The organism is Sorangium sp. So ce124 (assembly GCF_051525235.1).
Lineage (GTDB): Bacteria > Myxococcota_A > Polyangia > Polyangiales > Polyangiaceae > Sorangium > Sorangium atrum.
Window position 1 is genome coordinate 4,968,800 of record NZ_CP150312.1, and the last position, 25,999, is coordinate 4,994,798.

The following is a 25,999-nucleotide window of genomic DNA, read 5'->3' on the forward strand; positions in this document are numbered from 1 at the left end:
TATGAAGAGCAGCGGTTCCGGAGCACTGAACACATCGAGGCTCGAGGAAGAGCACCAACGAGGCTGCGCGGCAGGACAAATGGTCTTTCCGATCCTCCCGCGCCCCTGCCACCCTCGAGGACCGAGCCCTCGCCGTGGGTGGAGCGGGCGGTTCGCCCTCGCGCTGCTCGTCGCGGGCTGCTCGCCTGCGGCCGTCGACGGATCGCCGGCGCCCCTGCCGGACGGCGGAGGTGGCGCCCCCACCGAGCCGCCCCCGCCCGCTGCATGCGATGCCTCCGCGGCCGACGGCGTCGCCGTCTTCGCCTCCGACGTCGACACAGGCGCCCCGCAGGCGCCCGGAGCTCCCCCCTACGCGATCGACGGCTGCTGGCTGGCCTACGTCGCGCCGCGCGAGGCCGGCGACGCGAGCGGCGCTCTGAGGCTGCGTGATCTCGGTACGGGCGAAGAGCTCCTCCTCGCGCCGGCCGCCGAGACGCCGCGCCGGCCTGCGCTCGCCGGCGACGTCGTGGTCTGGGAGGCGACGGACAGCGGATCACGCGTGGTGCGCGTGCGCCGGGGTGGCCAGACGCAGACGATCCGCGGCCCGTTCGATCACGCGGGCGAGCCGCGCGTGGAGGGAGACGCCGTGGTGCTGACAGGCTGGCTGACCGCGGACGAGAGCGGCGACACGGACGTCTTCCTGTACGAGATCGGCCAGGCGGAGGCGGTCCCGATCGCGTCCGGCCCGGGCCAGCAGCGTTTCCCGGACATCTCGGCGACGCACGTCGCCTTCGCTGATTTCTCCGAGGATCCAGACGGCCGCTTCGACGAGGACGCGCGCGATCTCGCGGACATCGTGGTCTATGACCGGCGCACGAGGCGCGCCACCCGGCGCTCCCGGGAAGGCCAACAGTCCTTCCCGATGCTCGGCGCCGGGGAGACGGTGGTGGCTTATCTCGAATGGGCGCCGTTTCATCCGGAGCCCAAGTTCGAGCAGTTCGATCTGCGGATCGGGGACATCACCGCTCCTGCGGACGGCGACGCCCTGGCCGCGAGCATCGAGCAGTCGGGCCGGCCGTACGTGCTCCCCGAGGTCCGCGGCGAGCTCATCGAGTGGGTGGAGCGGCCTGCAGACGGCAATGCGTCCTTGCGGCGGAGGCCGGCCGATCTCTCGGCGCCCGCGGCCGAGGTCCCCGGGCTCTCGGCGTTCGAGCTGTTCGGGCCGTCGGCCTCTGCGACGATCACGGTGCTGGCGGCGCGCTCGCCGGGAGGCGAGCTGGAGCTCCGCGGCGTCGCCCGATGATCCAGGGGGGCGCAGGCTGGCCCCGCGGCGACGCGGTGTAGGTCCGGGAACACCACCACCCGGCGGGACAGGCCTTGCGAGGGGAGTCGGTGTCGGGCGCCCGCGATCACCGGAGTGATCCGAGCGCCCCCACGCCTGCCGAGCTACTTCTTCGCAGCAGCGGCAGCAGGCGCCTTCGCAGCAGCAGCCGGCGCCTTCCCAGCAGCCGGCGCCTTCCCGGCAGCCGGCGCCGCGGCATGCTCCTGCGGCGTGATGATGCGGAATTTGCCGCTCAGGTGCAGCAGCGACATCGTGTACAGCATGCCGTCGTAGTACCGCCACTTGCCGGTGGGCGCCTCGCGCTGATACAGCTCTTCGACGAAGCGCCAGGCCCGCGGATGGGTAGCGGCCAGCGCCGCGACGGCGTTCGCCGCCACGAGCCCGAGCGAGTCGTAGTCGACGGTGGGCTTGCCCTCGAGGGTGAAGTTGCCCTTGTACTTGGGGCCCTGCGCCTCGAAGAAAGCGAGGAGGCGATCGCTCAGCTCGGTCTGCCGCGGATCCTTCGCCCACCACGCCGCGTCCACCGACCAGTTGATCGCGGTGCGGAACGCGTCCTGACGGAAGTTGGCGGTCCCCGCGTCCCACGAGGCGCCCTTGGGGGTGCCGTCGAAGTTGGCGTAATCGGGAGCGAGCCCGGTCTTCGGGTGGGTCGTCTTGACGAAGTAATCGCGGCTCACCTTGGCCGCCTCGGCCCAGAACGCGCGATCCGCCTCGGGGCCCCAGGCCGCCCAGAGGTCGTAGAACGCCGGCAGGTGATACGATGGATCGGTGTGATCGCCGTTCTTCGCGAAGTTGTCCGCGTCGGGCGTGAACCGGACCATCTTGTGCTCGGTGTTGAAGAGCGAGTGCAGCGTCGTCTTGCGCTTGTCCTTGTTGACCGGCCCGGTGATCGGCTTCCGGTTCTTCATCGCGTCGAGGATCGCGAAGGCTTCCTTCTTGTAGTCGTAGATCCCCTTGCCGTTCCCCCAGCGGTTCGACGCGAACAGCAGCGCGGTGGCGAAATACTCCTCCGCGTCCGGCGCGGGATTCTCATCCATGGCCGTGCCGTCCGGGTGCATCTGCCACGAGAAGTAGCCGAAGCCGGGGTGCTTCGGATCCGCATGGTACATGTGGGACTTGGCCCAGTTCCACAGGGCGTCGAAATCGTCTTTGCGATCGACCTGCACGGCGATCATCATGCCGTACGACATCCCCTCGGAGCGGACATCGTTGTTGCCGATATCCATGATGTACGCCTTGGGGCCGTTCGCGTTCTTCCCTGCCGGGAACAGGACGGCCTGCTCCTTGGGATCGCCGTGGAACAGCTGCTCGTAGGCCTTCGCGATCTTGGCGTCGATCTCGGCGGGCTTGTGTCCGAGCTCGGCGAACAGGTTGCGATACTCACCCGTCGCGAACGCTCCCTTGGCAGCGGGCTTGAGCGGCGGACCGAGGGGCGCGGGCTCCGCCGGGGCGGGCGCCTGGGCCGTGCCGCTCGGGCTCGCGGTGGTGGCCGGAGCGGCGCTGTCGGCCGGAGTCGCGGAGCTCGCCGGATCGGGCGAGCCGACCTGGGTGCCCTGGTTGCTGGGCGCGCAGGCGATCACCGTGACCGCAAACCATACCGATGCGACGGGAGACGTTAGCATTCGCAAGTTCATCACTGTCCTCGTGTTCGAGCTCGCATCCTGTGAGAACGCGCTCGGCGTGAACATCGCTGGCGACGTCCACGTATTGACGCTGCTCGGCGAGAAGGAAATCCAACCGCTCGGAGGCGTCAAGCCCCAACTGCCGGGTCTGCCTCGGGGTGAGAGGACACCGTGACAACTGCGATCCGGCTCTTCTAGAAAAGTTGCGTGATCCCAGCATCTTTTCATGTGTCGAAGGGGGCCTCCTTCACGTCACAGCGCTGCTCGCTCACGGGTCGACGCGGTCGACATGATCGACGTTCACACGCCTCGAATCGGCGCTTCTGGGCCGGGCGCGGCTACGCCCTGAACTCCGCCAGCGACCGGCAGACGCGGCGGAGCCGGTCGCGCAGCCACCGGTGCGCGGGGTCGGCGTCGAAGCGGGGGTGCCACGCCTGCGAGATGGTGATGGCCGGCGTGGTCACGGGCAGCGGGAACGTGACGAGATCGAAGCGCGGGGCGGCGTGCGCGAGCCATTTCGACGGGAACGCGCCGACGAGGTCGGAGCTGGCGAGGAGGCACAGCGCCGCGTAGTGGCCTGACGCCACGGCCGCGGTGGTCCGGGCGAGCCCTTTCTTCTTGAGGGCCTCGTCGATGGGCCCCCAGGTCTTGCCCAGCCTGGAGACGCCGAGGTGGGCGTGCTCGACGAACCGCTGCAGCGTCACCTTGCCGGACGCGAGCGGGCTGCCGCGGCGCACAACGCCAACGAAGCGGTCCTTGACGAGCGCCTGCACGCGGATCTCCGGGCCCATGTCGCCGATGATGCCGACGTCGAGATCGATCCGGCCCTCCCGGAGCGCGGCGACGTCCTCGTCGCCCTCGGGGAGGAAGCGGACCGTGACGCCCGGGGCCTCGGCCCTCAGCGCGTCGAGGAGCGGGGCGCCGAGGAGGCCGACCATGCCGTCGCCGGTCCGGACGGCGAAGCTGCGGGTGAGCGCGGCGACGTCGAGCGCGCCCCGCTCGCGGAGGACCGCGCTGGCCGAGGCGACCACCGCGCGCACGCGCGGGCGCAGCTCCGCGGCGCGCGGCGTGGGCACGAGCCGCCGGCCGGCGCGCACGAGGATCGGGTCGCCCACGGCCTCGCGGACGCGCGCGAGCGTGCGGCTCATGGCCGAGGGGCTGAGGTGCATCCGCTTCGCGGCCAGGAGGACGCTCTCTTCCTCGAGGAGCGCGTCGAGCGCGACGAGCAGGTTCAGATCCATGGAGTGCATGGGACGCAGCAATAACTTACCGCACATGCACTGGAAGTCATGTCTGTTCGGGCGCAGGTTGGGTGTCGAACAGGGCAGCCGCGAGGGCAGGGGAGCCGTCGCCATGGGCCTGCCCGGAGGAGACCTGTCATCATGAGCACCACCCTCGATTCGCCGCGCGTTCAAAGGACCCTCGACCGCCTCTTCCAGGACGCCGACAGCGGCGATCCGGGCATCATCGCCCGCGTCCGCGGCGACTTGGAGCGCCGCGGGCCGAGCCCCGACCCCGAGAGGCTCGCCCACATGCTCGCCGACGCGTATCTGCCGGTTTCCCGTGAGGTCGGGCGGCTACTGCACTTGCTCGCCTTCGCGACGAGGGCGCGCACGGTGGTGGAGTTCGGCACGTCGTTCGGGATCTCGACGGTGTTCCTGGCCGCGGCCGTCCGCGATGCCGGGGGCGGCGGGCGGGTGATCGGCAGCGAGATGCACCCGGAGAAGGTCCGGCGTGCGCGGCACAACCTCGAGGAGAGCGGGCTCGGGGAGCTCGTCGAGATCCGCGAGGGAGACGCGCTGGTGACGCTGCGGGACGTGGAGGGGCCGATCGACTTCGTTCTGCTGGACGGATGGAAGAACCTTTATTTGCCGGTGCTCCAGATGCTCGAGCCCCGGTTGCGGAGGGGCGCGCTCATCGTTGCGGACGATCTCGACATCGCGCCGGATGACCTGCGGCCGTACCTCGAGTACGTGCGCGGCGCGGGCAGCGGCTACGGGTCGGTGGAGATCCCGCTGGGGGACAGGCTGGAGGTCTCCTGCTGGCATGGCCGCGACGGGCGCGAGGGCGGGGCGTGAGACAGGTCGCCTCGCTCCTCGCGCGAGGCGAGCAGCGCGCGGCGGCGCGTGTGCATCAATGCTTCATCAATGCTTCTTCTTGCAGCCCCCGTACCGTTCCACGCTCGCGAGGGTTGGCGGGTTGCTGAAGTACGTCGCGTCATACCCGCCCGTGATGAGGACCGAGCCGTCTTGCAGGGTCGTCGCTGTGTGGAAGCCCCTCTGGATCGGCTCGTCGATCTCGGTCCATGTGCCGTTCGCCTCCTTGTAGATCTCGGCGCCGTCGCTGCCGACGGCCATCACGCGGCCGTGGGACATGGGCGTGACGGCGGATGCCCACGTGTGGAGGAAGTTCGGCGGCGCGGTCAACGTCCACGTGTCGTTCGCGGGATCGTAGATCTCGGCGGTCTCGCCGGCGTCGACGAGGATCTCGATCTCCTCCTCGGTGCCGCCGTAGATCCTGCCGCCGCCGCCCACCACCAGCACGCGCCCGCTCGGCAGCAGCGTGGCCGTGTGCTGCATGCGGGGCAGGTTCGTCGGCGCCGCCGCCGCCCAGGCGCCCGTGGCCGGATCGTAGATCTCCACGCTGGTGCGGCCCTGGGGCATCTCGTTGCCGTTCAACGTGTAGCCGCCGACGACGAGCACGCGCCCGTCCTGGAGCAGCGTCGACGTATGAAGGTAGCGGGTCACCGACATCGACCCTGCGCTGGACCATGTGTTCGTGGCGGGGTCGTAGAACACGGCCTCCTTGAGGCTCCTGTCGTCGTCGCTGCCGCCCGTGCGCAGCACCCTCCCGTCCGGCAGGAGGGTGAGCGCCGTATAGGCGAACTCCCAACCACGGGCCGCCTCGCCGGGCGTGAGTGGGACGCTCGCCGTCGTGCCCGTGCTCGGATCGTAGACAAGCCCGCCCGGGCTGAAGAGCACCCTGCCGTCCTGGAGGAGCGCCGCGCCAACGGGGGACATGGGGTAGGGCAGCGTGTCACCGGTCGTCCACGTGTCAGCGGCGGGATTGTAGAAATCGACCGTCGTGGGGTAGGGGTAATCGCCGCTGCCGCCGGCGACCATCACATGGCCGTCCGGCATGAGCAGGGCGACGTGCCGCTCTCGCGCCACCGGCAGCGGCGCCACGGACGACCACTCCGCGTGGACGCCGACGTGGCGGCGGCACTTTTTCTTCTTGGCGTGGTGGTGGGCCAAAGGCGCCGAGTTCACCTCCAGCGCCCCCTCCTCGAGCGCATCCGAGGCGAGGGGTTCAGGCTCCGCCCCAGCACCGCAGCCGGCGACCGCGAGCGCGGCGAGGGAAACGAAGGCGACCAGACCACGATGATGGCGACGACCGATGGTGGACATGTAGGACCTCGTCAGGAGCTGGAGGAGTGGCAGCCGTCCCGTGCTGGGGACGCGCCATGGAGCGCAACAGAAGACCATATCAGATGGCCGCTAAGCTGGAACGGGGCGCGCTTGGTTGAGCGAGCGCTTTGACGCTTCGTATGCTCCGCGATGCCGAGCGTGGACTCTGTACCCCGCTCGCGGGGACCCTCTCCACCCGCTACGCGCCATAGGCGTTAACCAAGCCTCGCACCGCGTTCTCCTACATCGAACGTTTACGTGGTCGTAATCGTAATCGTGGTCGTGGTCGTGGTCGTGGTCGTGGTCGTGGTCGTTCACGGCCAACCGTTGACGACCACGACCACGTAAACGTTCACGTAAACGTTCACGTAAACGTTCACGTAAACGTTCACGTAAACGTTCACGTAAACGTTCACGTAAACGCTCACGTTCACGTTGGTGTCCGATGGGGGCGGGCTTCGTTGACCAAGCTTGGTCAACGCCTATGCCCGCTAAACCCCCACCACCGCCCTCTCCATCGCCCCTCGCGCGCTCGCCACGGCCGCAAACCGCGGCCCCAGGTACTCCGCCACCCGCACATGCTGGCTGAACACCACATTGAACCGGATATGCGGATCGCCCGCCCCATCCGCCATGAACGTCGCCCCGCGCGCCAGCAGGATCTTGTTGAGGTACGCGTCCTGCACCAGCTCGTCGACGTCCACCCCGCGCGGCGCCGCGCCCCAGAGGAACAGCCCGCCTTCACCCGGGTGGTCCAGCAGCACGCCGGCGTCGCTCAGCCGGCGCGCCGCTGCGTTCCGTGCCGCGCCGAGCTTCTGCTGCAGCCGGTCGATGTGCTTGCGCCACCTGCCGGCCGACAGCACCTCCAGGAGCACGAGCTCGTTCAGCGCGCCGGTCGTCAGCACCGAATAGATCTTCTCGCGCAGCAGCGGCTTCAGCCGCCCTGGTTCGGCCGCGATGTAGCCGAGGCGCAGCGCCGGGCTCAGCGCCTTGCAGAAGCTGGAGTAATAGATGACCCCGTCCAGCCCCGAGAGCTGCGCCAGCCGCGTGGGATGCCCTGGGTGGAAGTGACCGTGCACGTCGTCCTCGGCGATGAGGACACCGTGCTGGTGCGCGATCGTCAGCACGCGGTGCAGGTTGGCGGCGCTCGAGCCCCAGCCGGTCGGGTTGTGCAGCACGCTCTGGAGGAACATGAGCTTGGGCCGGTGCTCGCGGCACGCAGCCTCCAGCGCCCCCGGATCCACGCCGTCCGGCGTTCGCGCCACCGGGACGAGGCGGTAGCCCGCCTGCCGCAGGCGGCCGAACAGCAGGAAATAGCCCGGGTTTTCCACCAGCACCGCGTCTCCTGGCTGGAGGAAGGCCCGGCAGATCAGGTCGATCGCATGCGTGCCGCCCCAGGTCGTGAGCACGCGGCCGGCGTCGGCCGCGAGGCCCTGGGAGCGCATCAGCATCGCGATGCGCTCCCGCAGCTCGGGTAGCCCCTGCGGCGGACAGCGCGCCGCCATGCCGGCGTCGTTGCGGGCGAGCGCGCGCTGGAGCACCGTCGCAGGGATGGCGTCGCTCAGCCAGCTCGCCGGCAGCGCGCCGCTGCTGGCCAGCAGCACGCCGGCGCGCTGGTCGTTGGACTGCTGCGCGAGCCACACCGGCTCCTGCTCCTCGCCGGCCTCCAGCCACGCCTCGCTGGGCATGGCCGAGGCCGCCTCGCACACGAAGAACCCGGCCGTGCCGCGCGACTCGAGAAGCCCGGCCGCCACCAGCCGATCGTAGGCCGTCACCACGGTGTTGGGGCTCACGCCGAGCTGCGCCGCCAGCTGGCGGATCGACGTCAGCCGCGCGCCGGGCGGCAGCTGCGCGCCCTCGATCAGCGCGCGCAGCCGCGCCTCGATCTGGTCGGCCAGGGGAACGGCGGAGTCGCGGTCGAGCGAGAACATGGGTCAACGCAGGAACAGGAGCGCCAGCACCGCCAGCGCGCCGGCCATGATGCCATTGAACAGCCGGTGCCGTCCCGCATCGGTCAGAAATCGTCGGATCGCCACGCCGAACAGCGCCCACGCCGAGGTGCACGGAAAGGTGATGGCGAGGCTGACGACGGACACGAGCAGGGCGCCGCTCGCCACGCCCATGCCCGACGGCATGAACACGGAGGCCACCGTGATCGCCTTGACCCAGCTCTTCGGGTTGACGGCCTGGAACAGCGCCCCCTGCGCGAACGACAGCGGCCGCGGCACCTCGGCGCCCTTGACCGCGGCGCCGCCGGTCAGCTTCCACGCCAGCACCAGCAGGTACAGCGCGCCGGTCACGCGCAGCACGCCGTGCAGCGCCGGGCAGGCGGCGAACAGCGCGCCGAGGCCCAGGCAGGCGACGAAGGTCTGGACCGCGCCGCCCACGCCGATGCCCAGGAGATGCGGCAGCGATCGGCGGTAGCCGAAGTTGGCGCCCGAGGCGGTGAGCATCATGTTGTTCGGCCCAGGGGTGCTCGACATCACGAAGCAATAGGTCAGGAGGGGCAGCAGCTCGGTCATCGCAGAACGCTCCGGTCGGGGATGGCCCTGAGCGTAAGGAGGCGGTGTTCGCCGGTGAAGGCACAGGGGACGCGCCGCACGAAAGCACTGTGTCAGTCGCGCGACCGGTACAGCGAAGGGCCCGGCGCCCGGGGTGCGCATCGGACGTGGCCGCAGCTCCCGGCTGCGACGTGCCAACAGATCCCATCGCCATCGCCATCGAGCTGGCCAGACGCACGTTATGGCTGTCTCCGGGACAGCTCGAGCGTGCCTCTGCTACCCTCGGCGCTGCGCAGCCGGACGAGGCCGTGGGCACGGAGGAGACATGACGGACGAATCAGCGGCACGCGCGCCCGAGAAGGCGGCGTTCTTCCGACCGGAGAACGAGCGGGAGGGCTCGCGCCGCGAGATCTCGAGCCCCACGGGGAAGTACAGGCTCGTGGTGTCGAGCTTCTCGACCGGACGTGGCACCTGGGACCACGCGCAGGGCGAGGTCTACAGGACCGCGTCGACCGACCCCATCGCCGTCATTCAGAGGAACTTCGACTGGTTCCCTTTCCTGTTCGTCGAGGCGCACCCGAACGGCCACGACTACCTGGTGTGCGGCGAGGATTATCAGGGCCAGACCGTGGTGGAGCTCGACACCGGGAGGCGCCGCGACCACCTGCCCGAGGAGGCGAAGGACGGGATCGCCTTCTGCTGGGCGGAGATGCGCTTCGAGCCGCCGGCCGCGATGCTCGTCGTCGAGGGGTGCTTCTGGGCGTGCTCGTACGAGCTCCGCTTCTTCGACTTCTCGGACCCGATGTTGGGATGGCCCGAGATCGAGGCGCCCGTACCGATTGACGCCGATCGGCGCCCGCCGGCCTTCAACGCCGACGGGACGATCGTCTGTTACCAGTCGGCACCCGACGGCGAGGCCAGAGGCGACGCAGCCGAGACGCCGATCGCCGCGATGCTGACGTTCCGGCGCGATGGCCTGAAGCTCGTCCTCCAGAGCGAGTGGATCTCCGAGCAGGAGCAGGCGAGGCGCAAGGCCCAGGAGGATGAGCGGAAGCGGTTCAATGCGTGGCTCGCGGACTTTCGCGCGAACGATCCGCTCTACCGTACCGCCGTCGAGGCGATGCAGGATCCGGCCTTCTCTCCCGAGGACCACGACGGGATCGGGATCACCTACGACGACTGGTGTCCCGACTTCAAGGCGCAGGAGCGGCGCATCACCCGCCGACTCGTGAAGAAAGGGAAGAGCCGGTACACGATCGACATCGAATGGGGCGCGGAGACGGGCCCGGTCAAGCTCGTCGTCTACAGGGACGGCGAGCGCGCGGAGGCCAGGTTCTTCGCGCACTCCGTCGCTGGGATGCGCGACGCCTTCGCCTGCGCAAGATCCTTGATGGCGAGCGACGCAGGGACCGCGGGCGCATGACGGCCGCCTGTCCCTGCATTCTCGCACCTCCGGGGGTATCCACCTGAGCGGGGGCAGAACAGCCCCGACCCCCGCCCTCGCCATCGCGCCCCGCGCGCTCGCCACGGCCGCGAACCGCTCCGCCAGGTACTCCGCCACCCTCACGTGCTGGCTGAACGTAACCGCCCGGCCATAGGCACCCTGACGTCCCCCCGCGCCGCTGGCTAGTTACGTGCGCAGGTGCGCTGCACGGGAGGTTGCAATGGCGACGCGGAGCGAGTGGGTCGATGGCAGAGGATCGGGCTGGGCGCCGAGGAGTTCGCGGCCGGCTCGGTCGGTTTTGTTCGGCGCTCTTATTGGGGCAGCGATTCGTGGATGCGGCGGAAGGCCTGGCGCGCCGGCGAGTCGAGCTTGCGCGCCTGGTCCTCGTCGTACACCGAGAGCCAGTAGCCGACGTGGAACTGGTCCGACTTGCCCTCGAGCTCGATGAAGAGCAGCGCGTCCGAGAGCTCCGCGATGCGCAGCCCCAGCCCGTGGCCCTCGACCACGACCTCCACCACCGCGCGCACGGTGGCCGGCTCCGAGAGCTTCAGCTCGACCCAGTCGCCCACCTTCACCACGCCGCTGCCGCCGACCACGAAGCCCGCGGCGCCGGAGAGGAGATGGCGCCAGAACTTCTGGCGCAGCATGTCCACCGGGATGCGGTCCGAGATCATCCGGCGCACCCGCCCGAGGTGCTTCTCGAGGTAGACGCGCAGGTTGTAGAGGAAGTAGGTCCAGCCCGTCTCCGTGCCGTCGAAGAGGTCGTCCCAGGCCTCGCTCGCGTCGAACGCGGACTGTACGAAGCGCACGCGCGTCTCGAGCTGGCGCACGTGATAGGCGACCCGTTGGCGGGAGAGGCCGAGCGACTGCGCGACGGTGGTCGCCGAGCCCGGTTCATCCTGCGCCTCCAGGATGCGCTATCGCACCGGCGCGGCCAGGAGGGCGGCGTGGCGGGGATCGCTGACGACCTGGCCGGTGGCCATGGCGCGACGCTAGCCGGCCGGTCGCCATTTGACAAGAATTTTTCTAATTGACTTTGGGAAGGTCAAACTACGGGAGGCGTCCCATCACCCAGCCCGCGATGGCGTCGAGCAGCTCGGGAACCTCGCCCTCTGACCGCGCGCGTCAGCGAGCGGAGCCGCAGCGTGACATTCTGCTGCCCAGCCATCCTCCGGCCCCTGTTAACATCGTTTGCGTGCTCGCTGAGGAATGCGCCCCAGCGCGGCTTCCTTCTCGAGGGAATCGACCTGTCAGGCGCGGTGCGGCGCAAGCGCTGGCGGCCGGTCCAGAGGACCGAGCAGGTCAAGCCGAGCGAGCCCGGCTGCTTGGTTGGCCCCTTCGACAATGGTTATGTCCAATGGCCTGTGACTCCCACGGCCCCATCGAAAACCCAGCTGGCGGACGACCTCCGCGACGTACGGCGCAAGCTCGAGCAACTCGCGGCAGAAGGGCCCGTCAGCGACCTCATCGATCTGGTGATTGACTTGCTCGCGCGGATGCGCGACACCAACAACGCGCTGAGGGCCGCTCCTCCGAACCCGCAGATTGCCTCCTACGGATACGATTCCGACCAGCGACCAGAAATTCGCGCGTGTCCGTCGTCGACTCACCCGGAGCCTTAGAAATTCGTGACCCAATGTGGACGATTGGCCCACGTCGGCGATCGATGGGAGCATCATGCCTGCGGCGCGCGAATCGACGAAAATGCCGTAGAAAGCGAGGGGATCTATCAGGTGCGGGCGAGCCCATCGAGCGCTTTGGCGCGAGCGAGCTCGTACACGATGGAGCATGACGCTCGTCGGGTCATGATCGAGAATCGTTCCCCATGAAGTACGTTCTCGGCGAGGTCCTGCACTCCGGAGCGGACATGTGCATCGTGCGAGCCACCCACGCCACGACCGGCGGCGAGGTGGTGCTCAAGCTGCCGCTCGGGGAGCCGCCGAGCCCGCGCGCGCGGGAGCAGCTCAAGCATGAGCACGCCGTGCTGCGCGCGCTCGATGTCCCCGGGATCATCCGGACCTTGGGCCTCGAAGAGCACGATCGGAAGCCGGCGCTCGTGCTGGAGCACTGGGATGGCACCTCGCTCGCCCGCGTGCTCGACCAGGGCCCACTCGCCGTCGGGGTCGCGCTGCGCCTGGGCGCCGCGCTCGCGCGCAGCCTGGGCGAGGTGCACCGGCGCGGCCTCTTGCACCGCGATATCAAGCCGCACAACGTGCTGGTCGACGCCGAGCGGACGCACACGCGCTTGATCGACTTCGGGCTCGCGACCTTTTGGACTCCTCAGCTCGCCGCGCAGACGTCGCTGGAGGCGGCGGTCTCCGGGACATTGGCCTACATGGCGCCCGAGCAGACGGGGCGAATGAGCCGAGCACCCGACGCCCGGGCGGACCTGTATGCGCTGGGCGCCACGCTCTACCAGATGCTCACCGGCGCGCTGCCCTTCGAGGCGACCGACACGCTGGAGCTTATCCACGCGCACATCGCCCGGGCGCCCGTGCCTCCGCACGAGCGCACGCCCGAGCGGAGCATCCCCGAGGCCGTGAGCGCGATCGTGCTCAAGCTGATGGCCAAGCCCTATACGTCAGGGAAGATGTCGCCTCCTCAGGCCGGCAGTCCGGCCCGAGGTGCTCGGGAGATCGTGACCAGGGCGAGGTTGGAGAACTCGCTTGAGACCGCCGTATTCGAAGTCTTTTCGAGAGAAGATGGTTCAGCGGATGGTCGGGCCCGGCGCCCTGACCGCCACGCAGCTGGCCAAGCAGATCGGCGTCACGCAGCCGACCCTGTCGAAGTGGCTGCGCGAGGCCCATCGTGCCGCGATGACCACCAAGACCAAGGCGCCGGAGCCACCGGTTCCCAGCGGCCAGCCGAAGACAGCCGAAGACAAGATGCGCCTGGTGCTCGCTGCCGAGCAGCTCGCGCCCGACGAGCGGGGCGCCTTCCTGCGACGCCAGGGCGTGCACGACAGCGAGCTGGAGGTCTGGCGCGCCGCCATGCTCCAGGCGCTCGGCGCTCGCCCTGCGCAGGGCGGCGGGCCCAGGCCCGCCGACCAGCGTCGCATCCGCGAGCTGGAAAAGGAGCTGGGCCGCAAGGACCGCGCCTTGGCCGAGACGGCGGCGCTGTTGGTGCTCGCAAAAAAAGCCGAATCGCTCTGGGGGGACGGGGAAGACGGCACCGACGACAGGAGCGAGAAGTGATCCTCGGCATGGTCAGCGACGCCGTCGCCCAAGGGGCGCCCGAGACCCAGGCCGCCGCGCTGCTCGGGCTCAGCGCTCGCACCCTGCAGCGCTGGCGCGAGCAAGACACCGGTGACGACCGGCGGCTGGGGCCCAAGAGCAGGCCGCGCAACCAGCTCAGCGACCACGAGCGCAAGGTCCTCCTCGCCACGGTCAATGCGCCCCGGTTCCGCGACTTGTCGCCCAGCCAGATCGTGCCGCGCCTGGCCGACGAGGGCCGCTACATCGGCTCTGAGTCGACCGTGTTGCGCATCCTGCGCCATGAGGGGCAACTGACGCACCGCGGCCGTGCCAAGGCACCGGTGCGCACCGAGGTGGAGGAGCACATCGCGACCGGCCCCAACCAGCTGTGGAGCTGGGACATCAGCTACCTCAAGACCACCGTCCGCGGCCGCTTCTACTTCCTGTACCTCATCGTCGACATCTACAGCCGGCGCATCATGGGCTGGGCGGTGCACGAAGAAGAGTCGGGCGAGCACGCGGCCGCGCTCTTCCGTGCCACCTGCGCCGCCAGTCAGCTCGACCCCAAGGGCCTGGTGTTCCGCTCCGACAACGGTGGCCCCATGCGCGGCTCGACCCTGCTCGCCACGCTGGACCAGCTCGGCGTGCGCGCTTCCTTCAGCCGTCCCGGCGTCAGCGCCGACAACGCCTTCTCCGAGGCGCTGTTCCGCACCGTGAAGTACCGGCCGGACTATCCCGCCCCCTTCGACTCGCTCGCGCAGGCGCGCGCCTGGGTCGGCGCCTTCGTGACCTGGTATAACGGCACCCATCGCCACAGCGCGCTGCGCTTCGTCACCCCCGACGACCGCCATCGCGGGCGTGACGCTGCCCTGCTCGCGGCCCGCGCGCGCGTCTACGAGCGAGCCCGGCGGCGCCACCCCGAGCGCTGGTCGGGCGAGACGCGCAACTGGACGCCGGTTGGCGCTGTCCGCCTGGGGCCGCGCAAACCCGACGAGCTCAGGGGACTTTCAAACAAGGAGGCGCTCACAGCGTGAGTGGAGGCCGATGCGACAACTACCTTGACGGTCACCGCAAGAGCCCCGAGGATCGCTACCAGACCGCCGGCGGCGCGGCCTGGGATCTGGAGCGGGCGGCGCGGGCGTGGGTCGAGACGGGGACGGTGGCGCCGTTTCCGCTGGGGAAGCGCGACTGGGACGATCGGGTCCGCGCGCCCTCGCGCCTTTTCGGTCGGGAGCGCGAGAGCGCCGCGCTCGCGGCGCTGTTCGACCAGGCGTGCGGCGGCGCGACGGTGCTTGCGCTGGTGGCGGGGCCGTCGGGCGTGGGCAAGTCGGCGCTGGTGCAGGCGCTGCAGGCAGAGGTGCGCGCGCGGCGAGGGATCTTCGCCAGCGGCAAGTTCGACCAGCTGCAGCGCAGCACGCCGTACGCGGCGCTGGCGCAGGCGCTGCGATCGGTGGTGCGGCGGCGGCTGGCCGACCCGGCCGAGGTGCTCGAGCGCTGGAGGCAGGCGTGGCAAGAAGCCGCTGGGCCGAACGGGCAAATCCTCGTCGAGCTCATGCCCGAGCTTGTGCACCTCCTGGGCGAGCCGAAGCCGCTTTTGGAGCTGGGGCCGATGGCGGCCAAGCTCCGCTTCCAGACGACGGTGCTGCGCTTCGTACGGACCTTGGCCACGGCCGAGCACCCGCTTTTGCTGTTCATCGATGACCTCCAGTGGGCGGATCCGGCGTCGCTTTCGCTCTTGGGCGAGCTGCTGAAGGAGCCTGCGGGCCAGCATCTCTTGGTGGTGGGGGCCTACCGGGACGAGGCGGTGGGCCCCGAGCACCCGCTGAACGCGCTGCTGGATGCCTCCGCGGCCCCGGGTGCCATGCCCTCCCGGATTGCGCTTTCGCCGCTCGGTGCGGAAGCGATCACGGCGATGGTGGCCGACATGCTCGATCGGCCCGAGGCCGAGGTGGAGGAGCTGTCGCGGCTGGTCAAAGATAAGACCGACGGCAGTCCGTTTTTCGTCGGGCAGTTTCTGCAGCTCTTGCACGAGCGGAAGCTGCTTGTGCGCGATGCGGAGACGGGGCGGTGGCGCTGGGAGCGGGAGGCGATCGAGCGGGCGGGGATCACCGACAACGTCGTCGCGCTTTTGACCCGCAGGCTAGAGCGGCTGTCGCCCGAGCTGCAACGCGCGTTGCAGACAGCGGCGTGCGTCGGCGACCGGTTCGACGTGGAGCTTCTGGCGCACCTGCTGGGGCAGGAGGCGGAGCCGGCCTCCGCCCTGCTGGCGGAGGCGGCGCGCGAGGGGCTTGTGGTGCACGAGGGCGAGCGGGGGCACGAAGCCTATGCCTTCGTGCACGACCGGGTGCAGCAGGCCGCCTACGAGGCGCTCACGCCAGAGGAGCGGCTGTCGCTGCACCTCGGGATCGGCCGAGCGCTGCGGGCGAGGTACGGCCTCGCGTGCGCCGACGGGGAGCTGTTCGCGACGCTCTACCACCGCAACCGGGCTGCCGAGCGGCTGACCGAGGCCGAGGAAAAGCGCGACCTGTCGGAGCAGAACCTGCGCGCCGGGCAGCGGGCCAACGCCAGCGCGGCCTATGCACAGGCCGTGGCGTTCCTCGGGACGGCCGCGTCGCTGCTCGGCGAGGAGGGGTGGACCGAGGCCCCGGAGACGACCTTCGAGGTGCACCTTGGCATGGCCGAGGCGCACTGGCTCGCGGCGCAGGTGGACGAAGCGGAGCGGCTCTTTCAGCGCTGCCTCGAGCGAGCGCGGGACCCGCTCGAGCGCGCGCGCGTGGCCAGCATCTTTGTTGGGTATCTTCTGGTCGACGGCCGCTTAGCGCAGGGCATCGAGCTCGGCCTTGAAGCGATGGTGTGGCTCGGGCGCCCGCTACCGAAGACCCCGGAGGAGCAGCAGGCGCTGTCCGGCGCGCTCATCACCGAGATCGAGCCCGCCGTGGAGCGCATGACCGTCGAGGACTGGAAGGCGCTGCCCATAAGCACCGACCGCACCCACGCGCTCCAGTGCAGTCTCCTGGACGTGCTGGCGCATTGCGGCGTCTTCGGGATGCCCTCGCTTGGCCGGTGCTGCTGGCCGATGATCGTGCTGGAGACGCTGCGGCACGGGCTGACGAAGAGCTCGTTCGCGGGATGCGGAGGCACGGCCTTGCTCCTTTCGTTCGCCCTCGGGAAGGTGTCGCCAGCGCGCCGGCTGAACGAGGCCGTGCTGGCGCTCATCGATCAGTACGACGTCTTGCGCGCCGCCGCGCTCCTCATCGCCACACTGGCCTCCCAGTACTGGACGCCGCCTTCGAAGATGGGGGAGCTCTACGCGCGCGCGAGGCGCACCGCCGCCGAGGAGCGCGACCTAAACCATGAGGCCCACAGCGAGCTCGCCGGGATAATTTCCCAGCTGATCGCCGGAGCCGACCTCGATCGCATCGCGCACGACCTCGACCGCGTGGCCTACCGCGACCTGATGGCAACGGCGTTTCGGAACATCGTCGCCCGCTCGGTCGCCGCGCTCTCGCAGCCCTCGACCGCGCACGCCATCGAGCAGACGCTCGATGAGATCGCGTGGGTCGCACGGGACGTGAACGTGAATATGATTATTTCCGCGGCCGGCACGATGGCGGGTTTTACCGGGCTCCACCTCGGTGCCGACGCGTGGGCGGCCGAGGCGGTCCTCGCCGTCGAGCCGGTCTGGCAGGCGTCGTGGGGCGCTTCCCATATCCTTGCCTTCGCGTTCACGCTATGCGTCGCCGGAGCGCATGTCCTCCCCACCGCCGCCGCCGAGCGCCGCGCGCTGTTCTTGGACCGGCTGGCCTTCCACGGCGCGCGCCTCGCCCTCTGGGCCGAGAGCTGCCCCGAGAGCTTCGAGGCCATGCGCCTGTTGATGGAGGCGGGCCTCGCCCGCGCCCGGGAAGAGCACGAAGAGGCCGGCCGACTGTACGACCGGGCCATCGAGCAGGCCCGCGACGACGGCCTGATCAACACAGAGGCGCTCGGCCTGCGCCTGGCCGGTGAGCACCGCCTCGCCCGCGGGCATCGCGCCCTGGCCCGCGCCTATCTCTCGGCCGCGCACGACGCCTACCTGCGCTGGGGAGCGCGCGCGGCCGCCGCGCGGCTTGCCCAGCGCTACCCGGACAGCATCGCGACCCCGGGCCGACCAGTCCTCGCGGACGGCGCGCCGGCCGAGCCGCAGGACGGGGCGTCCTTGTCGTCCACGAGCACGACGATCATCAACCGCACGCTCAACGCCTCCCTGGACATCGCCTCCGCGCTGCGCGCCGCGCAGGCGCTCTCCGGCGACCGCAACCTCGGCTCGCTCGTCGGCCGCATGCTCCGCCTGCTCGCCGAGTACTCCGGGGCCGAGCGCGCGGTGCTCGCCCTCGTGCAAAACGGCGAGCTCGTCATCGCCGCCCAGCTCACCGTCAACCCCGAGCAGGTGGAGCTATCGCTGAGCGAGCCCGTCGCCAGCTCGACACGGCTGCCGGTGACGCTGGTGCAGTACGTCGCGCGCGGCAAGGAGCCGGTGGTGCTCGGGCAGGCCGCCTCCGACAGCCGCTTCGACGAGGACCCCTACCTGCTCGCCCACCGGCCCGGCTCGGTGCTCGCCGTGCCTCTGGTGCACCAGGGGCGCCTGTCCGGGGTGATGTACATGGAGCACCCGGGCGTCGAGAACGCCTTACCCGAAGCGCGCGTCGAGCTGGTCACGCTGCTCGGCGCGCTCGCGGCGACGGCCGTGGAGAACGCCACATTCTACACCGAGCTGTCCGCCTACACCGAGCGGCTGGCGTGCGAGGTGGCGCAGAGAACCGCCGAGCTCGTGGCCGCCAAGGAGGCGGCTGACAACGCCAACCGCGCCAAGAGCGAGTTCGTCTCCAGCATGAGCCACGAGCTGCGCACGCCGCTCAACAGCATCCTCGGCTATGCGCAGGTGCTCGGCCGGCTGCCCGATCTGCCCGCGAAAGCCGCAGACTCAGCCCGGATCATTCACACCGCCGGCACACACCTGCTCGGCCTCATCAACGACGTGCTCGATCTGGCCAAGATCGAGGCCGGCAAGCTGGACCTCCACCCGACCGCGGTCGACCTGCCTACGCTCCTCAAGACCGTGGTCAACATGTGCCGCGTGCGCGCCGAGCAGAAGGGCATCTCCTTCGCCTACAAGCATGCAGGCCCCGAGCGGCTCGGGGTGCGTGTTGACGAAAAGCGGCTCATGCAGGTGCTGCTCAACGTGCTGGGCAATGCCATCAAGTTCACCGAGCAGGGCGGCGTGACGTTGCACGTCGAGGTGCTGGAGCCGCCGGAGGACCAAAGGCGCACAGTGCGCTTCCAGATCAAGGACACCGGCCCCGGCATCGCCCCCGAGCACCTGGGGCGCATCTTCGAGGCCTTCGAGCAGGTCGGCGATGAGAAGCGGCAGGCCGAGGGCACGGGGCTCGGGCTTGCGATTACCAGGAAGCTCGTCAAGCGGATGGGCGGCAGCATCGAGGTCCAAAGCCAGCCCGGCCAAGGCACGGTCTTCACGGTGACGCTTTGCCTGATCGAGGTGGCCGCAGCCAAGGCCAGCGCGGGGCTGTCGTGGGAGGCGATCCTCGGGTACGAGGGCAAGCGCCGCACGATTCTCGTGGTGGACGATAACGCCGAGAACCGCGCGCTCTTGCGCGACTTGCTCCAGCCGCTGGGCTTCGAGCTGTTGGAGGCCGACAGCGGCGAGCGGGCGCTCGCGCTGGCACTCGAGCGAACGCCGGATGTCATCCTGATGGACCTGGCCATGCCGGGCATGGATGGGTACGAGACGACGAGGTGCTTGCGGCAAAGGCCCGAGCTCGCCAGCACCGCGATCCTCGCCTCGTCCGCCAGCACCTCGGAGGCCGAGCGGCACGCGAGCCTGAGCGCAGGATGCGATGACTTTCTGCCCAAACCGGTGCAGGCCGCCGCGCTCCTGGAGCTGCTCCGAGCCACTCTCCAGCTCGAGTGGATACGCCGAGCGGGACCGGGCATGGCCGTGGCCCTTCCCACCATGACCGAGGCGGAGATTTGCATGCTCACGCCCCCACCGGCCCAGGAGCTGGCGCGGCTCCTTGAGCTGGCCAATGAAGGGTACATCTCCGGGGTGCTGAACGAGCTCGATCGGCTTGAAGAGGCAGACGGCTCGCGGCTCGGCGCATGGATCGGCCGAGTGCGCGCGGTGGCGAAGAGCTTCCAGACCAAGCGGCTCCGCGCCCTGCTCCGGATACAGCTCGACAGGGCGTCACGGCGGCTCGCGTGACCGCGCCTCCCGATCGAGGACAATGGCGGGCGCGCCCAGGCCGAAACCCCTGCGGCTGGCTGGGGTGTACGGTTGTTGCGCCGGTTCACACTGCCGCTACTTTGTTGTGGGTTTCCCGATGACCAGAACCTCAAAGCCCTGTGCTCAGTCGTATACAATCCTGATTGTTGACGATGTGCCCGCCAGCGTGGCTGAGGTCATGGCTCAACTCGAAGAGCGAGGCTTTCGGGTGACAGTCGCCCAGGATGGTGAAGACGCGCTGGAGCAGGTCGAGTTCCGTTCGCCCGATCTGATCCTCCTCGACATATTGATGCCGGGAATGGATGGCTTTGAGACATGCCGGCGCCTGAAAGCATCTGAACGCACCAAAGGCATCCCCGTGATCTTCATGACCTCTCTGGGAGAGACGGCGCATAAAGTGGCCGGGTTTGACGCTGGCGGCGTCGATTACGTCGTCAAGCCGCTGGAGATCAATGAGGTTTTAGCGCGAATCAAGGTACACCTGGACTTGTATTCGCTGCGCGCGCAGCTCGAGGTGCAGAACGCGCAGCTGCGGCGGGAAATCAAGAATCGCGAGCGATTCGAGGCCGCGCTGCGGCGCGCCCACGATAAGCTGGAGCGGAGAGTGGCGGAACGCACGGCCGAGCTCGCCGCGGCCAATGAGATTCTGAGGCATGAGATCGCCGAACGCAAGCGGGCAGAGGGAGAGCGGGAGAGGCTTTTGGCCAGTGAGCAGGCGGCGCGCTCCAAGGCCGAGACCGCCGACCGGCTGAAAGACGAATTCCTCTCCACGCTCAGCCACGAGCTGCGAACCCCATTGACCGCTATCCTCGGCTGGGCGCAGCTTCTCCTCCGCATGGACAATCGCGACGTGCCCAAGGTGCAGCGCGGGCTCAAGGTTATCGAGCGCAATAGCATGGCCGAGCTGCGGCTCGTCGAGACGCTCCTCGACGTCTCCAGCGTCATCCGCGGCAAGATGGACCTGAAGCCGCAGTCGGTCAGCATGGCCGAGGTCATTCAGGCGGTCCTCGAATCTGTAACTCCAGTTGCGGAAGCGAAGCGCGTCTGTATCTCGCTATCGCTCGGCTCGACGACCAGCAGGGTCTGGGGCGATCGCGGCCGCCTCGAGCAGATCGTGGGAAATCTGCTCAGCAACGCCATCAAATTCACGCCCCCAGGCGGGCGCGTGGCTGTGTCGCTGGAGGAGGTGGGAGCGATGTCTCAACTCCGCATCAGCGATACCGGCGAGGGAATAAGCGCAGATTTTCTTCCCCATGTGTTCGACCAGTTTCGTCAGGCCAATAGCTCGACCACGCGCCGGCACGGCGGACTTGGCCTGGGGCTCGCAATCGTGCGGGATTTGGTGAGAATGCACGGCGGCACGGTTCGCGCGGAGAGCGGCGGTGAGGGTCAGGGCGCGGTGTTCACCGTCGACTTGCCTCTGATGCCGGTGGTCGAGGAGACCGCAACGCCGCCTTTGGCTGGCGCAGGGGAAGGCGGCGTCGGGTTGCTCCCCTCAATGCTGACCGGACTGCGCGTGCTCGTGGTGGACGACGACTCCGACGTGCGGGAGCTTTTGACGTGCATCTTGGGAGAGGCAGGGGCGGAGGTGCGCGTGGCGGCGGCAGCTCGGGAAGGCCTTGAATTGCTCCAAGAGTGGCGCCCGGACGTCCTCGTGAGCGATATCGGGCTGCCGGACGAGAGCGGTTATGCGCTGATTCGAGCGGTTCGGGCGCTGCCCGTCAATCAGGGCGGTCAAACGCCCGCGATCGCGCTGACCGCCTACGCCGACCAGCGCGCCCGCGAACAGGCTTTATCGGCGGGATACGAGATGCATATCCCCAAGCCCGTCGAGCGTACCACATTAATGAACGTAGTCGCCAGGCTGGGCACCCGCGACAGGTGCACACTGGCCGGGACGGCAAGTTGACTCGGCTCCCCTGCACCTGGGACTCCTGGCGGACGCCTTCGACCTGAGAAAGGCCTTCTGGGCGGTTCCGATTGGGCTCGCCACCATGGCGATCCTTCTCCTTCTGGAGCGGCGTCACACGGGAAAGCTCGCGCCGATCGCTGTTTCAGGCGCCCCTCGATGGCCGTTTCAGGCACCCCGACAAGAGGATAAAGGCGGTCAGTGAGACCGCGAAAGTGCTGAGGTTCACCTGCTGTTGGTCGCTGCTGCCTGGCAGCCCAAAGGTTGGCGTGGGCAAGAGGTGGCAGCCCCAAGCACACGACCAAACAGGTTGACCGGTTGCTGAATAACAACAATGTGTCCCCTTGGCTTCTGTTTGCGACGCATGGGTTCGCTTCGTCGTAAGTTCGCGAGAAGAGCCAGGTTGGCGGCGCTCGAGCCCCAGCCGGTGACGAAGGTCTGGACCGCGCCGCCCACGCTGATGCCCAGCGCGTGCGGCAGCGATCCGCGGTAGCCGAAGTTGGCGCCCGAGGCGGTGAGCATCATGTTGTTCGGCCCCGGGGTGCTGGACATCATGAAGCAGTAGGTGGCCAGGGGCAGCAGCTCGGTCATCGCGGTGGCTCCGGTCAGGGGTGGCCCGGAGCGTAGGAAGGCGGCGCTCGCCGGTGAAGGCACAGGGGCCGCGCCGCGCGAAAGCACTGTGTCAGTCGCGCGGTTGGTACAGCTCGGATCCTGGCGCCCGGGGCAAGCCGGCGAGGACTACCAGGGCCAGACCGTGGTGGAGCTCGACACCGGGAAGCGTCGCGACCTCCTGCCGGACGAGGCGAGGGGAGGGGTGGGCTTCTGTTGGGCAGACATGCGCTTCGAGCTGTCGGCCGCGATGCTCGTCGTCGACGGGTGCTTCTGGCCGTGCTCGTGCCTCCGGGGGCGTCAACCCCGCTTCATTTCGGAAAGTCCGTCGACTCCGCGACGGCGCGCCACGCGGCGAGCTCCTGCGCCACGAACGCGTTCTTCGCCTCGATCGCAGCGACGGTGTCGCTGCCGAGCGGGAGGCGGAGCGGGGGATTCTTCGCGCGGGAGAGCTCGACGACCACGCGCGCGAGCCGCTCCGGGTCGCCAGGCTGCTGGAGGCTGACCGTCTTCGCGTAGCTCCGGACCTTGCCCGCGGTCTCGGCATAATCGGCGATGACCTTGCCCGTCTCGACGACGGACTTCGCCTCCAGGAACTCCGTCCGGAAGTAGCCCGGCTCGATGACCGTCACCGCGATGCCGAGCGGCGCGAGCTCGGTGTGGAGCGCCTCCGAGATCCCCTCGATCGCGAACTTCGTCGAGCAGTAAACGCCGAACCCGGCGCCCGACCGGTAGCCGCCGAGCGACGAGATGTTCAAGATCTGGCCGGCGCGCTGCTTCCGGAGCTGCGGGAGCACGGCGCGCGTCACCGCGAGGAGGCCGAACACGTTCGTCTCGAAGACGCGCCGGACCTCGTCCCCCGAGGTCTCCTCGATCGCGCCCATGACGCCGTAACCGGCGTTGTTCACGAGGACGTCGATCCGGCCGAACCGAGCGACGGCCGCCTCGACCGCGGCGGCGACCGACGCCTCGTCCGTCACGTCGAGCGCGACGGGGAGGAGCGCCTCGGGCCGCCCGAAGCGGTCCGTGATGCTCTTCGGATCGCGCGCGGTGGCGACCACCCGATCTCCGGCGGCGAGCGCCGCCTTCGCGATCTCCGCGCCGATGCCGCGCGACGCGCCCGTGATGAACCACACCCGCTCGTGCTTGCTCGTTTCCATGGGGATCTCCTCTTCGTGGCCGGGGCGCTGCGCCCCTCACACGACGGAAGATGCAACATCCCGAGCATGAAGAAAATGCGCGAAGAGGTTGATGCTTTATGAACCTGCGGTTCATGATCGAGCATGACCGACGCGCTCGACGGGCTCACGACGTTCCTCGCCGTGGCCCGCCACAAGAGCTTCACCGCCGCGGCCGCCGCGCTCGGCGTCACCCCGACCGCCGTGAGCCAGAAGATCAAGCTCCTCGAGCGGCGGTGCGGCGTTGTGCTGTTCCAGCGGACCACGAGGCGCGTGGCGCTCACGGAGCCGGGCGAGAGCCTCTTTCAGCGCCTGCGGCCCGCGATCGCCGACGTCGAGGACGCGCTCGCCGCGCTCGGCGACTACCGAGGGCGCCCCTCCGGCAACCTCCGCATCACCGCGCCGCGCATCAGCGGCGCGTGGCTCGTCGCCCCGCTCGTGGCGCAGATGCGGGAGGCGTACCCGGAGCTGTCGATCGAGGTCTCGCTCGACGATGCCTTCGTCGATCTCGTGGCCTCCGGCTTCGACGCGGGCATCCGGCTCGGCGATTCGGTCGAGAAGGACATGGTGCGGGTTCCGATCTCGAGCCACTCGTCATGGTCGATCGTCGGCTCGCCGGCCTACCTCGCGAAGGCGGGGCGGCCGCGCACGCCGGAGGACCTCGTGCGCCATCACGCGATCCGCCAGCGCCTCCTCGCGAGCGGCGTCGTCTATCGCTGGGAGCTCGAACGCCGGGGCAAGACGATCACGGTCGACGTCCCCGGCGGCATCGTCACCGACGACATCGGGCTCATGGTCGCGCTCGCTTGCGCGGGGGCGGGGCTCGCGTACGTGCCGGACCAGGCCATCGAGCGCGACCTCTCCGATGGCCGGCTGGAGCGCGTGCTCGAGGCGTTCATCACGAAGGGACCCGGCTTCTGCCTCTATTTTCCCGCGCGCACCCAGGAGCAGCCGAAGCTTCGCGCGCTGATCGAGACGGTCACGAGCCTCCGCGGGCAGGGGGCCAAGCCGCTCAGTCGCGCTCCCCGACGCTCCACAGACCGGGCGCCTCCACGTGGAGCGTGACGATCTCGTCCTTCCCTCGCCGGGTCGAGGAGAGGTGATGTTCTCCTCCTCCCTGGAGATCCAGGCCAACACAACGGGAGGGAGCGCGGAGAAAAATCGACCGAGGCCGTGTCGGGTCCGCGGGACCTTTTACGGGAGTAGGGGAAAGAGGGCGCGATCCGCGCGCTCCACGATCGCCTTCTGCCCGAGGTACACGCCATGAACAAGCCGTCGTCGCTCCCCCTTTTCCTCTCGCTCCTTCTCGCTGCGGCCGGCTGTGGCAGCACGGCGCCCGTCGAAACCGAGACGCCCGTGCCCGCGCAGGAGGCCCTGCGGGGGAGCCGTTACTGCGAGATCCTGCTCGGCGACGCGGATCTCGGCGCGAGATCGGTGAGGATCGACGTGTACAACACGCAGGGCTTGAACGAGTGCCCCGAGGCGGCGTGGGTCGCGGTCGATGAGGCCCAGGTGAAGGCCGATACGATGGCGGACGTGGTGGTCATGAACGGCCCGCGCCACTGGATGATCGACAGCTTCGAAGGCTCGAAGGTGCTCGATCCGGAGGTGCGCACGCTCGGCGGCATCGAGATGCGCAAGACGGGCACGCTCACCGTCGCGCTCGCCAAGGCCTCGAGCAAGGCGAAGCCATACGAGACACGCACCGTGCGACGGGACACGACGTGGGGCTACGACGCGGGCAAAGCCGTTTACGAGCTCGTCGATCCGGAGGGCGCGATCTACGACATGCAGTCGTACAGCGTGCAGGAGGTGCAGCAGGACGAGGCCTCGCTCGCGAAGCTCGGCGAGACGTTGACGCTCCCCGCCGGCTGGGCCTTTCGAACGCGGGTGATCGACGAAAAGCTCGAGGTGGAGGCGGTGGACGGGCTCGCCGTCGTGGTGCAGGACGACTTCGGGAATACCTATCAGCGCTCGCAGCAATAGAAGGCGAACGGGCGCGCGACGTTCAGCGGAGATCCCACGCCTCCGGGGCGGCGAGCTGAAGCGCCCTTCCGGTCACTCCCGCAGCTTCTGCCCGCGCCCGGTCCTCGCCTGCAGCTCGTCGATGCGCTTCGACGCCTCCGCCTTGGTCAGGTTCGCCTCGAAGTCCACGCCCGCCTCCTGGGAGAGCGTCTGGAGATACGATGCCTGCGCGCCTGTCATCGGCTCGTCGCCCGTCTTCCACTGCTCGGGGTCCTTGCGCGTGTTCTCGACGCCGGCGGCCGCCTCCGCGCCGCCGGAGACGCCCACGGCGTCCCGCAATTCGTCGATCTTCTCGGACGCCTCCGCCTTGGTCAGGTCCTCGGGGACCTCTTCGCCCTGCTGCTCCGCGAGCGTGTGCAGGTACGACGCCTGCGCGCCCGTCATCGGCTCGTCGCCCGTCTTCCAGTCGCGCGGATCCTTCTGGACGTTCGACGGCCGCTGTTCGCCTGCTTGCCCCGCTGCCCTGGGATCGGCGGCCTGCTGGTCTCTTTTCGTGCTCATCTCCGGTTTCC

General features: G+C 69.2%; 20 protein-coding genes and 2 pseudogenes. 11 read left to right on the forward strand and 11 right to left on the reverse strand.

Annotated features, from left to right (window positions below; genetic code table 11):
- Positions 1–79: 79 nt before the first annotated feature.
- A complete protein-coding gene (locus tag WMF19_RS18595; protein ID WP_437900320.1) occupies positions 80–1,282 on the forward strand; it encodes a hypothetical protein in 1,203 nt (400 codons plus the stop codon).
- A gap of 143 nt (positions 1,283–1,425) precedes the next feature.
- Here WMF19_RS18595 and WMF19_RS18600 read toward each other — a convergent pair whose 3' ends face one another.
- Together WMF19_RS18600 and WMF19_RS18605 are read right to left on the reverse strand one after the other, a co-directional pair.
- Entirely contained in the window at positions 1,426–2,943 is a 1,518-nt protein-coding gene (locus WMF19_RS18600) for a glycosyl hydrolase family 8 (RefSeq protein WP_437900321.1), read from the reverse strand.
- A 338-nt stretch (positions 2,944–3,281) separates the two neighbouring features.
- Positions 3,282–4,193: a LysR family transcriptional regulator gene (locus WMF19_RS18605; protein WP_437329939.1), complete on the reverse strand. Its 912-nt coding sequence runs from the start codon at positions 4,191–4,193 to the stop codon at positions 3,282–3,284.
- A 132-nt stretch (positions 4,194–4,325) separates the two neighbouring features.
- On the opposite strand from WMF19_RS18605, the gene WMF19_RS18610 reads away from it, so the two are divergent.
- Positions 4,326–5,021 (forward strand): O-methyltransferase, encoded by a 696-nt coding sequence (locus tag WMF19_RS18610; protein ID WP_437900322.1) that lies wholly within the window; start codon positions 4,326–4,328, stop codon positions 5,019–5,021.
- A gap of 66 nt (positions 5,022–5,087) precedes the next feature.
- On the opposite strand, the gene WMF19_RS18615 is transcribed toward WMF19_RS18610, so the two are convergent.
- The 3 genes from WMF19_RS18615 to WMF19_RS18625 all read right to left on the reverse strand — a co-directional run bounded on the left by WMF19_RS18615 (position 5,088) and on the right by WMF19_RS18625 (position 8,872).
- On the reverse strand, positions 5,088–6,350 hold the full coding sequence (locus tag WMF19_RS18615; RefSeq protein ID WP_437900323.1) for a kelch repeat-containing protein: 1,263 nt from the start codon (positions 6,348–6,350) through the stop codon (positions 5,088–5,090).
- 491 nt (positions 6,351–6,841) lie between these two features.
- Positions 6,842–8,281, reverse strand: a complete 1,440-nt coding sequence (locus WMF19_RS18620) for a PLP-dependent aminotransferase family protein (RefSeq protein WP_437900324.1) — start codon at positions 8,279–8,281, stop codon at positions 6,842–6,844.
- 3 nt (positions 8,282–8,284) lie between these two features.
- Entirely contained in the window at positions 8,285–8,872 is a 588-nt protein-coding gene (locus tag WMF19_RS18625; RefSeq protein ID WP_437900325.1) for a LysE family translocator, read from the reverse strand.
- A 304-nt stretch (positions 8,873–9,176) separates the two neighbouring features.
- Between WMF19_RS18625 and WMF19_RS18630 the strand changes: the two genes are divergently transcribed.
- Entirely contained in the window at positions 9,177–10,274 is a 1,098-nt protein-coding gene (locus WMF19_RS18630; protein ID WP_437900326.1) for a hypothetical protein, read from the forward strand.
- A gap of 332 nt (positions 10,275–10,606) precedes the next feature.
- On the opposite strand, the gene WMF19_RS18635 is transcribed toward WMF19_RS18630, so the two are convergent.
- Complete coding sequence (locus WMF19_RS18635; protein ID WP_437900327.1) at positions 10,607–11,104, reverse strand: hypothetical protein; 498 nt, start codon at positions 11,102–11,104, stop codon at positions 10,607–10,609.
- 336 nt (positions 11,105–11,440) lie between these two features.
- Between WMF19_RS18635 and WMF19_RS18640 the strand changes: the two genes are divergently transcribed.
- A complete protein-coding gene (locus WMF19_RS18640; RefSeq protein ID WP_437900328.1) occupies positions 11,441–11,917 on the forward strand; it encodes a hypothetical protein in 477 nt (158 codons plus the stop codon).
- 245 nt (positions 11,918–12,162) lie between these two features.
- Positions 12,163–12,753, forward strand: a pseudogene (locus tag WMF19_RS18645) (serine/threonine-protein kinase); the annotation flags it as partial.
- Here WMF19_RS18645 and WMF19_RS18650 read toward each other — a convergent pair.
- A complete protein-coding gene (locus WMF19_RS18650) occupies positions 12,708–12,866 on the reverse strand; it encodes a hypothetical protein (protein ID WP_437901807.1) in 159 nt (52 codons plus the stop codon). The pseudogene WMF19_RS18645 and the gene WMF19_RS18650 sit on opposite strands and share 46 nt — an antisense overlap.
- A gap of 131 nt (positions 12,867–12,997) precedes the next feature.
- Here WMF19_RS18650 and WMF19_RS18655 point away from each other — a divergent pair, with 131 nt between their 5' ends.
- The 4 genes from WMF19_RS18655 to WMF19_RS18670 all read left to right on the forward strand — a co-directional run bounded on the left by WMF19_RS18655 (position 12,998) and on the right by WMF19_RS18670 (position 21,675).
- Complete coding sequence (locus WMF19_RS18655) at positions 12,998–13,489, forward strand: hypothetical protein (RefSeq protein ID WP_437894350.1); 492 nt, start codon at positions 12,998–13,000, stop codon at positions 13,487–13,489.
- Positions 13,486–14,523 carry an IS3 family transposase gene (locus WMF19_RS18660; RefSeq protein ID WP_437894351.1) on the forward strand — a complete coding sequence of 346 codons (1,038 nt, stop codon included), beginning with the start codon at positions 13,486–13,488 and terminating at the stop codon, positions 14,521–14,523. The genes WMF19_RS18655 and WMF19_RS18660 overlap by 4 nt, the downstream gene beginning before the upstream one ends.
- Positions 14,520–19,745, forward strand: coding sequence for an AAA family ATPase (locus WMF19_RS18665; protein WP_437900329.1), 5,226 nt, complete (start codon positions 14,520–14,522; stop codon positions 19,743–19,745). Before WMF19_RS18660 ends, WMF19_RS18665 begins: the two co-directional genes overlap by 4 nt.
- A 118-nt stretch (positions 19,746–19,863) precedes the next feature.
- Entirely contained in the window at positions 19,864–21,675 is a 1,812-nt protein-coding gene (locus WMF19_RS18670; RefSeq protein WP_437900330.1) for a response regulator, read from the forward strand.
- A gap of 225 nt (positions 21,676–21,900) precedes the next feature.
- Here WMF19_RS18670 and WMF19_RS18675 read toward each other — a convergent pair whose 3' ends face one another.
- Together WMF19_RS18675 and WMF19_RS18680 are read right to left on the reverse strand one after the other, a co-directional pair.
- Positions 21,901–22,266, reverse strand: a complete 366-nt coding sequence (locus tag WMF19_RS18675; RefSeq protein WP_437900331.1) for a LysE family translocator — start codon at positions 22,264–22,266, stop codon at positions 21,901–21,903.
- A gap of 329 nt (positions 22,267–22,595) precedes the next feature.
- The gene (locus WMF19_RS18680; RefSeq protein ID WP_437900332.1) at positions 22,596–23,444 is read right to left on the reverse strand and encodes an oxidoreductase; all 849 of its coding nucleotides are present in this window, start codon (positions 23,442–23,444) and stop codon (positions 22,596–22,598) included.
- A gap of 123 nt (positions 23,445–23,567) precedes the next feature.
- On the opposite strand from WMF19_RS18680, the gene WMF19_RS18685 reads away from it, so the two are divergent.
- Entirely contained in the window at positions 23,568–24,527 is a 960-nt protein-coding gene (locus WMF19_RS18685; RefSeq protein WP_437900333.1) for a LysR substrate-binding domain-containing protein, read from the forward strand.
- Between the two features lie 198 nt (positions 24,528–24,725).
- Positions 24,726–25,448, forward strand: coding sequence for a hypothetical protein (locus WMF19_RS18690; RefSeq protein ID WP_437900334.1), 723 nt, complete (start codon positions 24,726–24,728; stop codon positions 25,446–25,448).
- A gap of 72 nt (positions 25,449–25,520) precedes the next feature.
- Here the strand turns inward: WMF19_RS18690 and WMF19_RS18695 are convergent, their stop codons facing one another.
- The gene (locus WMF19_RS18695) at positions 25,521–25,766 is read right to left on the reverse strand and encodes a DUF3072 domain-containing protein (RefSeq protein WP_437901645.1); all 246 of its coding nucleotides are present in this window, start codon (positions 25,764–25,766) and stop codon (positions 25,521–25,523) included.
- A pseudogene (locus tag WMF19_RS18700) lies at positions 25,761–25,988 on the reverse strand (DUF3072 domain-containing protein); the annotation flags it as partial. The gene WMF19_RS18695 and the pseudogene WMF19_RS18700, both read right to left, overlap by 6 nt.
- Between the last annotated feature and the right edge of the window lie 11 nt (positions 25,989–25,999).

Coding starts and splice junctions, on each gene's coding strand:
- WMF19_RS18675 (WP_437900331.1), bottom strand. CDS start 22,266: ATGACCGAGCTGCTGCCCCTGGCCACCTACTGCTTCATGATGTCCAGC.
- WMF19_RS18620 (WP_437900324.1), bottom strand. CDS start 8,281: ATGTTCTCGCTCGACCGCGACTCCGCCGTTCCCCTGGCCGACCAGATC.
- WMF19_RS18680 (WP_437900332.1), bottom strand. CDS start 23,444: ATGGAAACGAGCAAGCACGAGCGGGTGTGGTTCATCACGGGCGCGTCG.
- WMF19_RS18670 (WP_437900330.1), top strand. CDS start 19,864: ATGACCAGAACCTCAAAGCCCTGTGCTCAGTCGTATACAATCCTGATT.
- WMF19_RS18625 (WP_437900325.1), bottom strand. CDS start 8,872: ATGACCGAGCTGCTGCCCCTCCTGACCTATTGCTTCGTGATGTCGAGC.
- WMF19_RS18595 (WP_437900320.1), top strand. CDS start 80: ATGGTCTTTCCGATCCTCCCGCGCCCCTGCCACCCTCGAGGACCGAGC.
- WMF19_RS18690 (WP_437900334.1), top strand. CDS start 24,726: ATGAACAAGCCGTCGTCGCTCCCCCTTTTCCTCTCGCTCCTTCTCGCT.
- WMF19_RS18605 (WP_437329939.1), bottom strand. CDS start 4,193: ATGCACTCCATGGATCTGAACCTGCTCGTCGCGCTCGACGCGCTCCTC.
- WMF19_RS18600 (WP_437900321.1), bottom strand. CDS start 2,943: ATGCTAACGTCTCCCGTCGCATCGGTATGGTTTGCGGTCACGGTGATC.
- WMF19_RS18655 (WP_437894350.1), top strand. CDS start 12,998: ATGGTTCAGCGGATGGTCGGGCCCGGCGCCCTGACCGCCACGCAGCTG.
- WMF19_RS18610 (WP_437900322.1), top strand. CDS start 4,326: ATGAGCACCACCCTCGATTCGCCGCGCGTTCAAAGGACCCTCGACCGC.
- WMF19_RS18685 (WP_437900333.1), top strand. CDS start 23,568: ATGACCGACGCGCTCGACGGGCTCACGACGTTCCTCGCCGTGGCCCGC.
- WMF19_RS18615 (WP_437900323.1), bottom strand. CDS start 6,350: ATGTCCACCATCGGTCGTCGCCATCATCGTGGTCTGGTCGCCTTCGTT.
- WMF19_RS18630 (WP_437900326.1), top strand. CDS start 9,177: ATGACGGACGAATCAGCGGCACGCGCGCCCGAGAAGGCGGCGTTCTTC.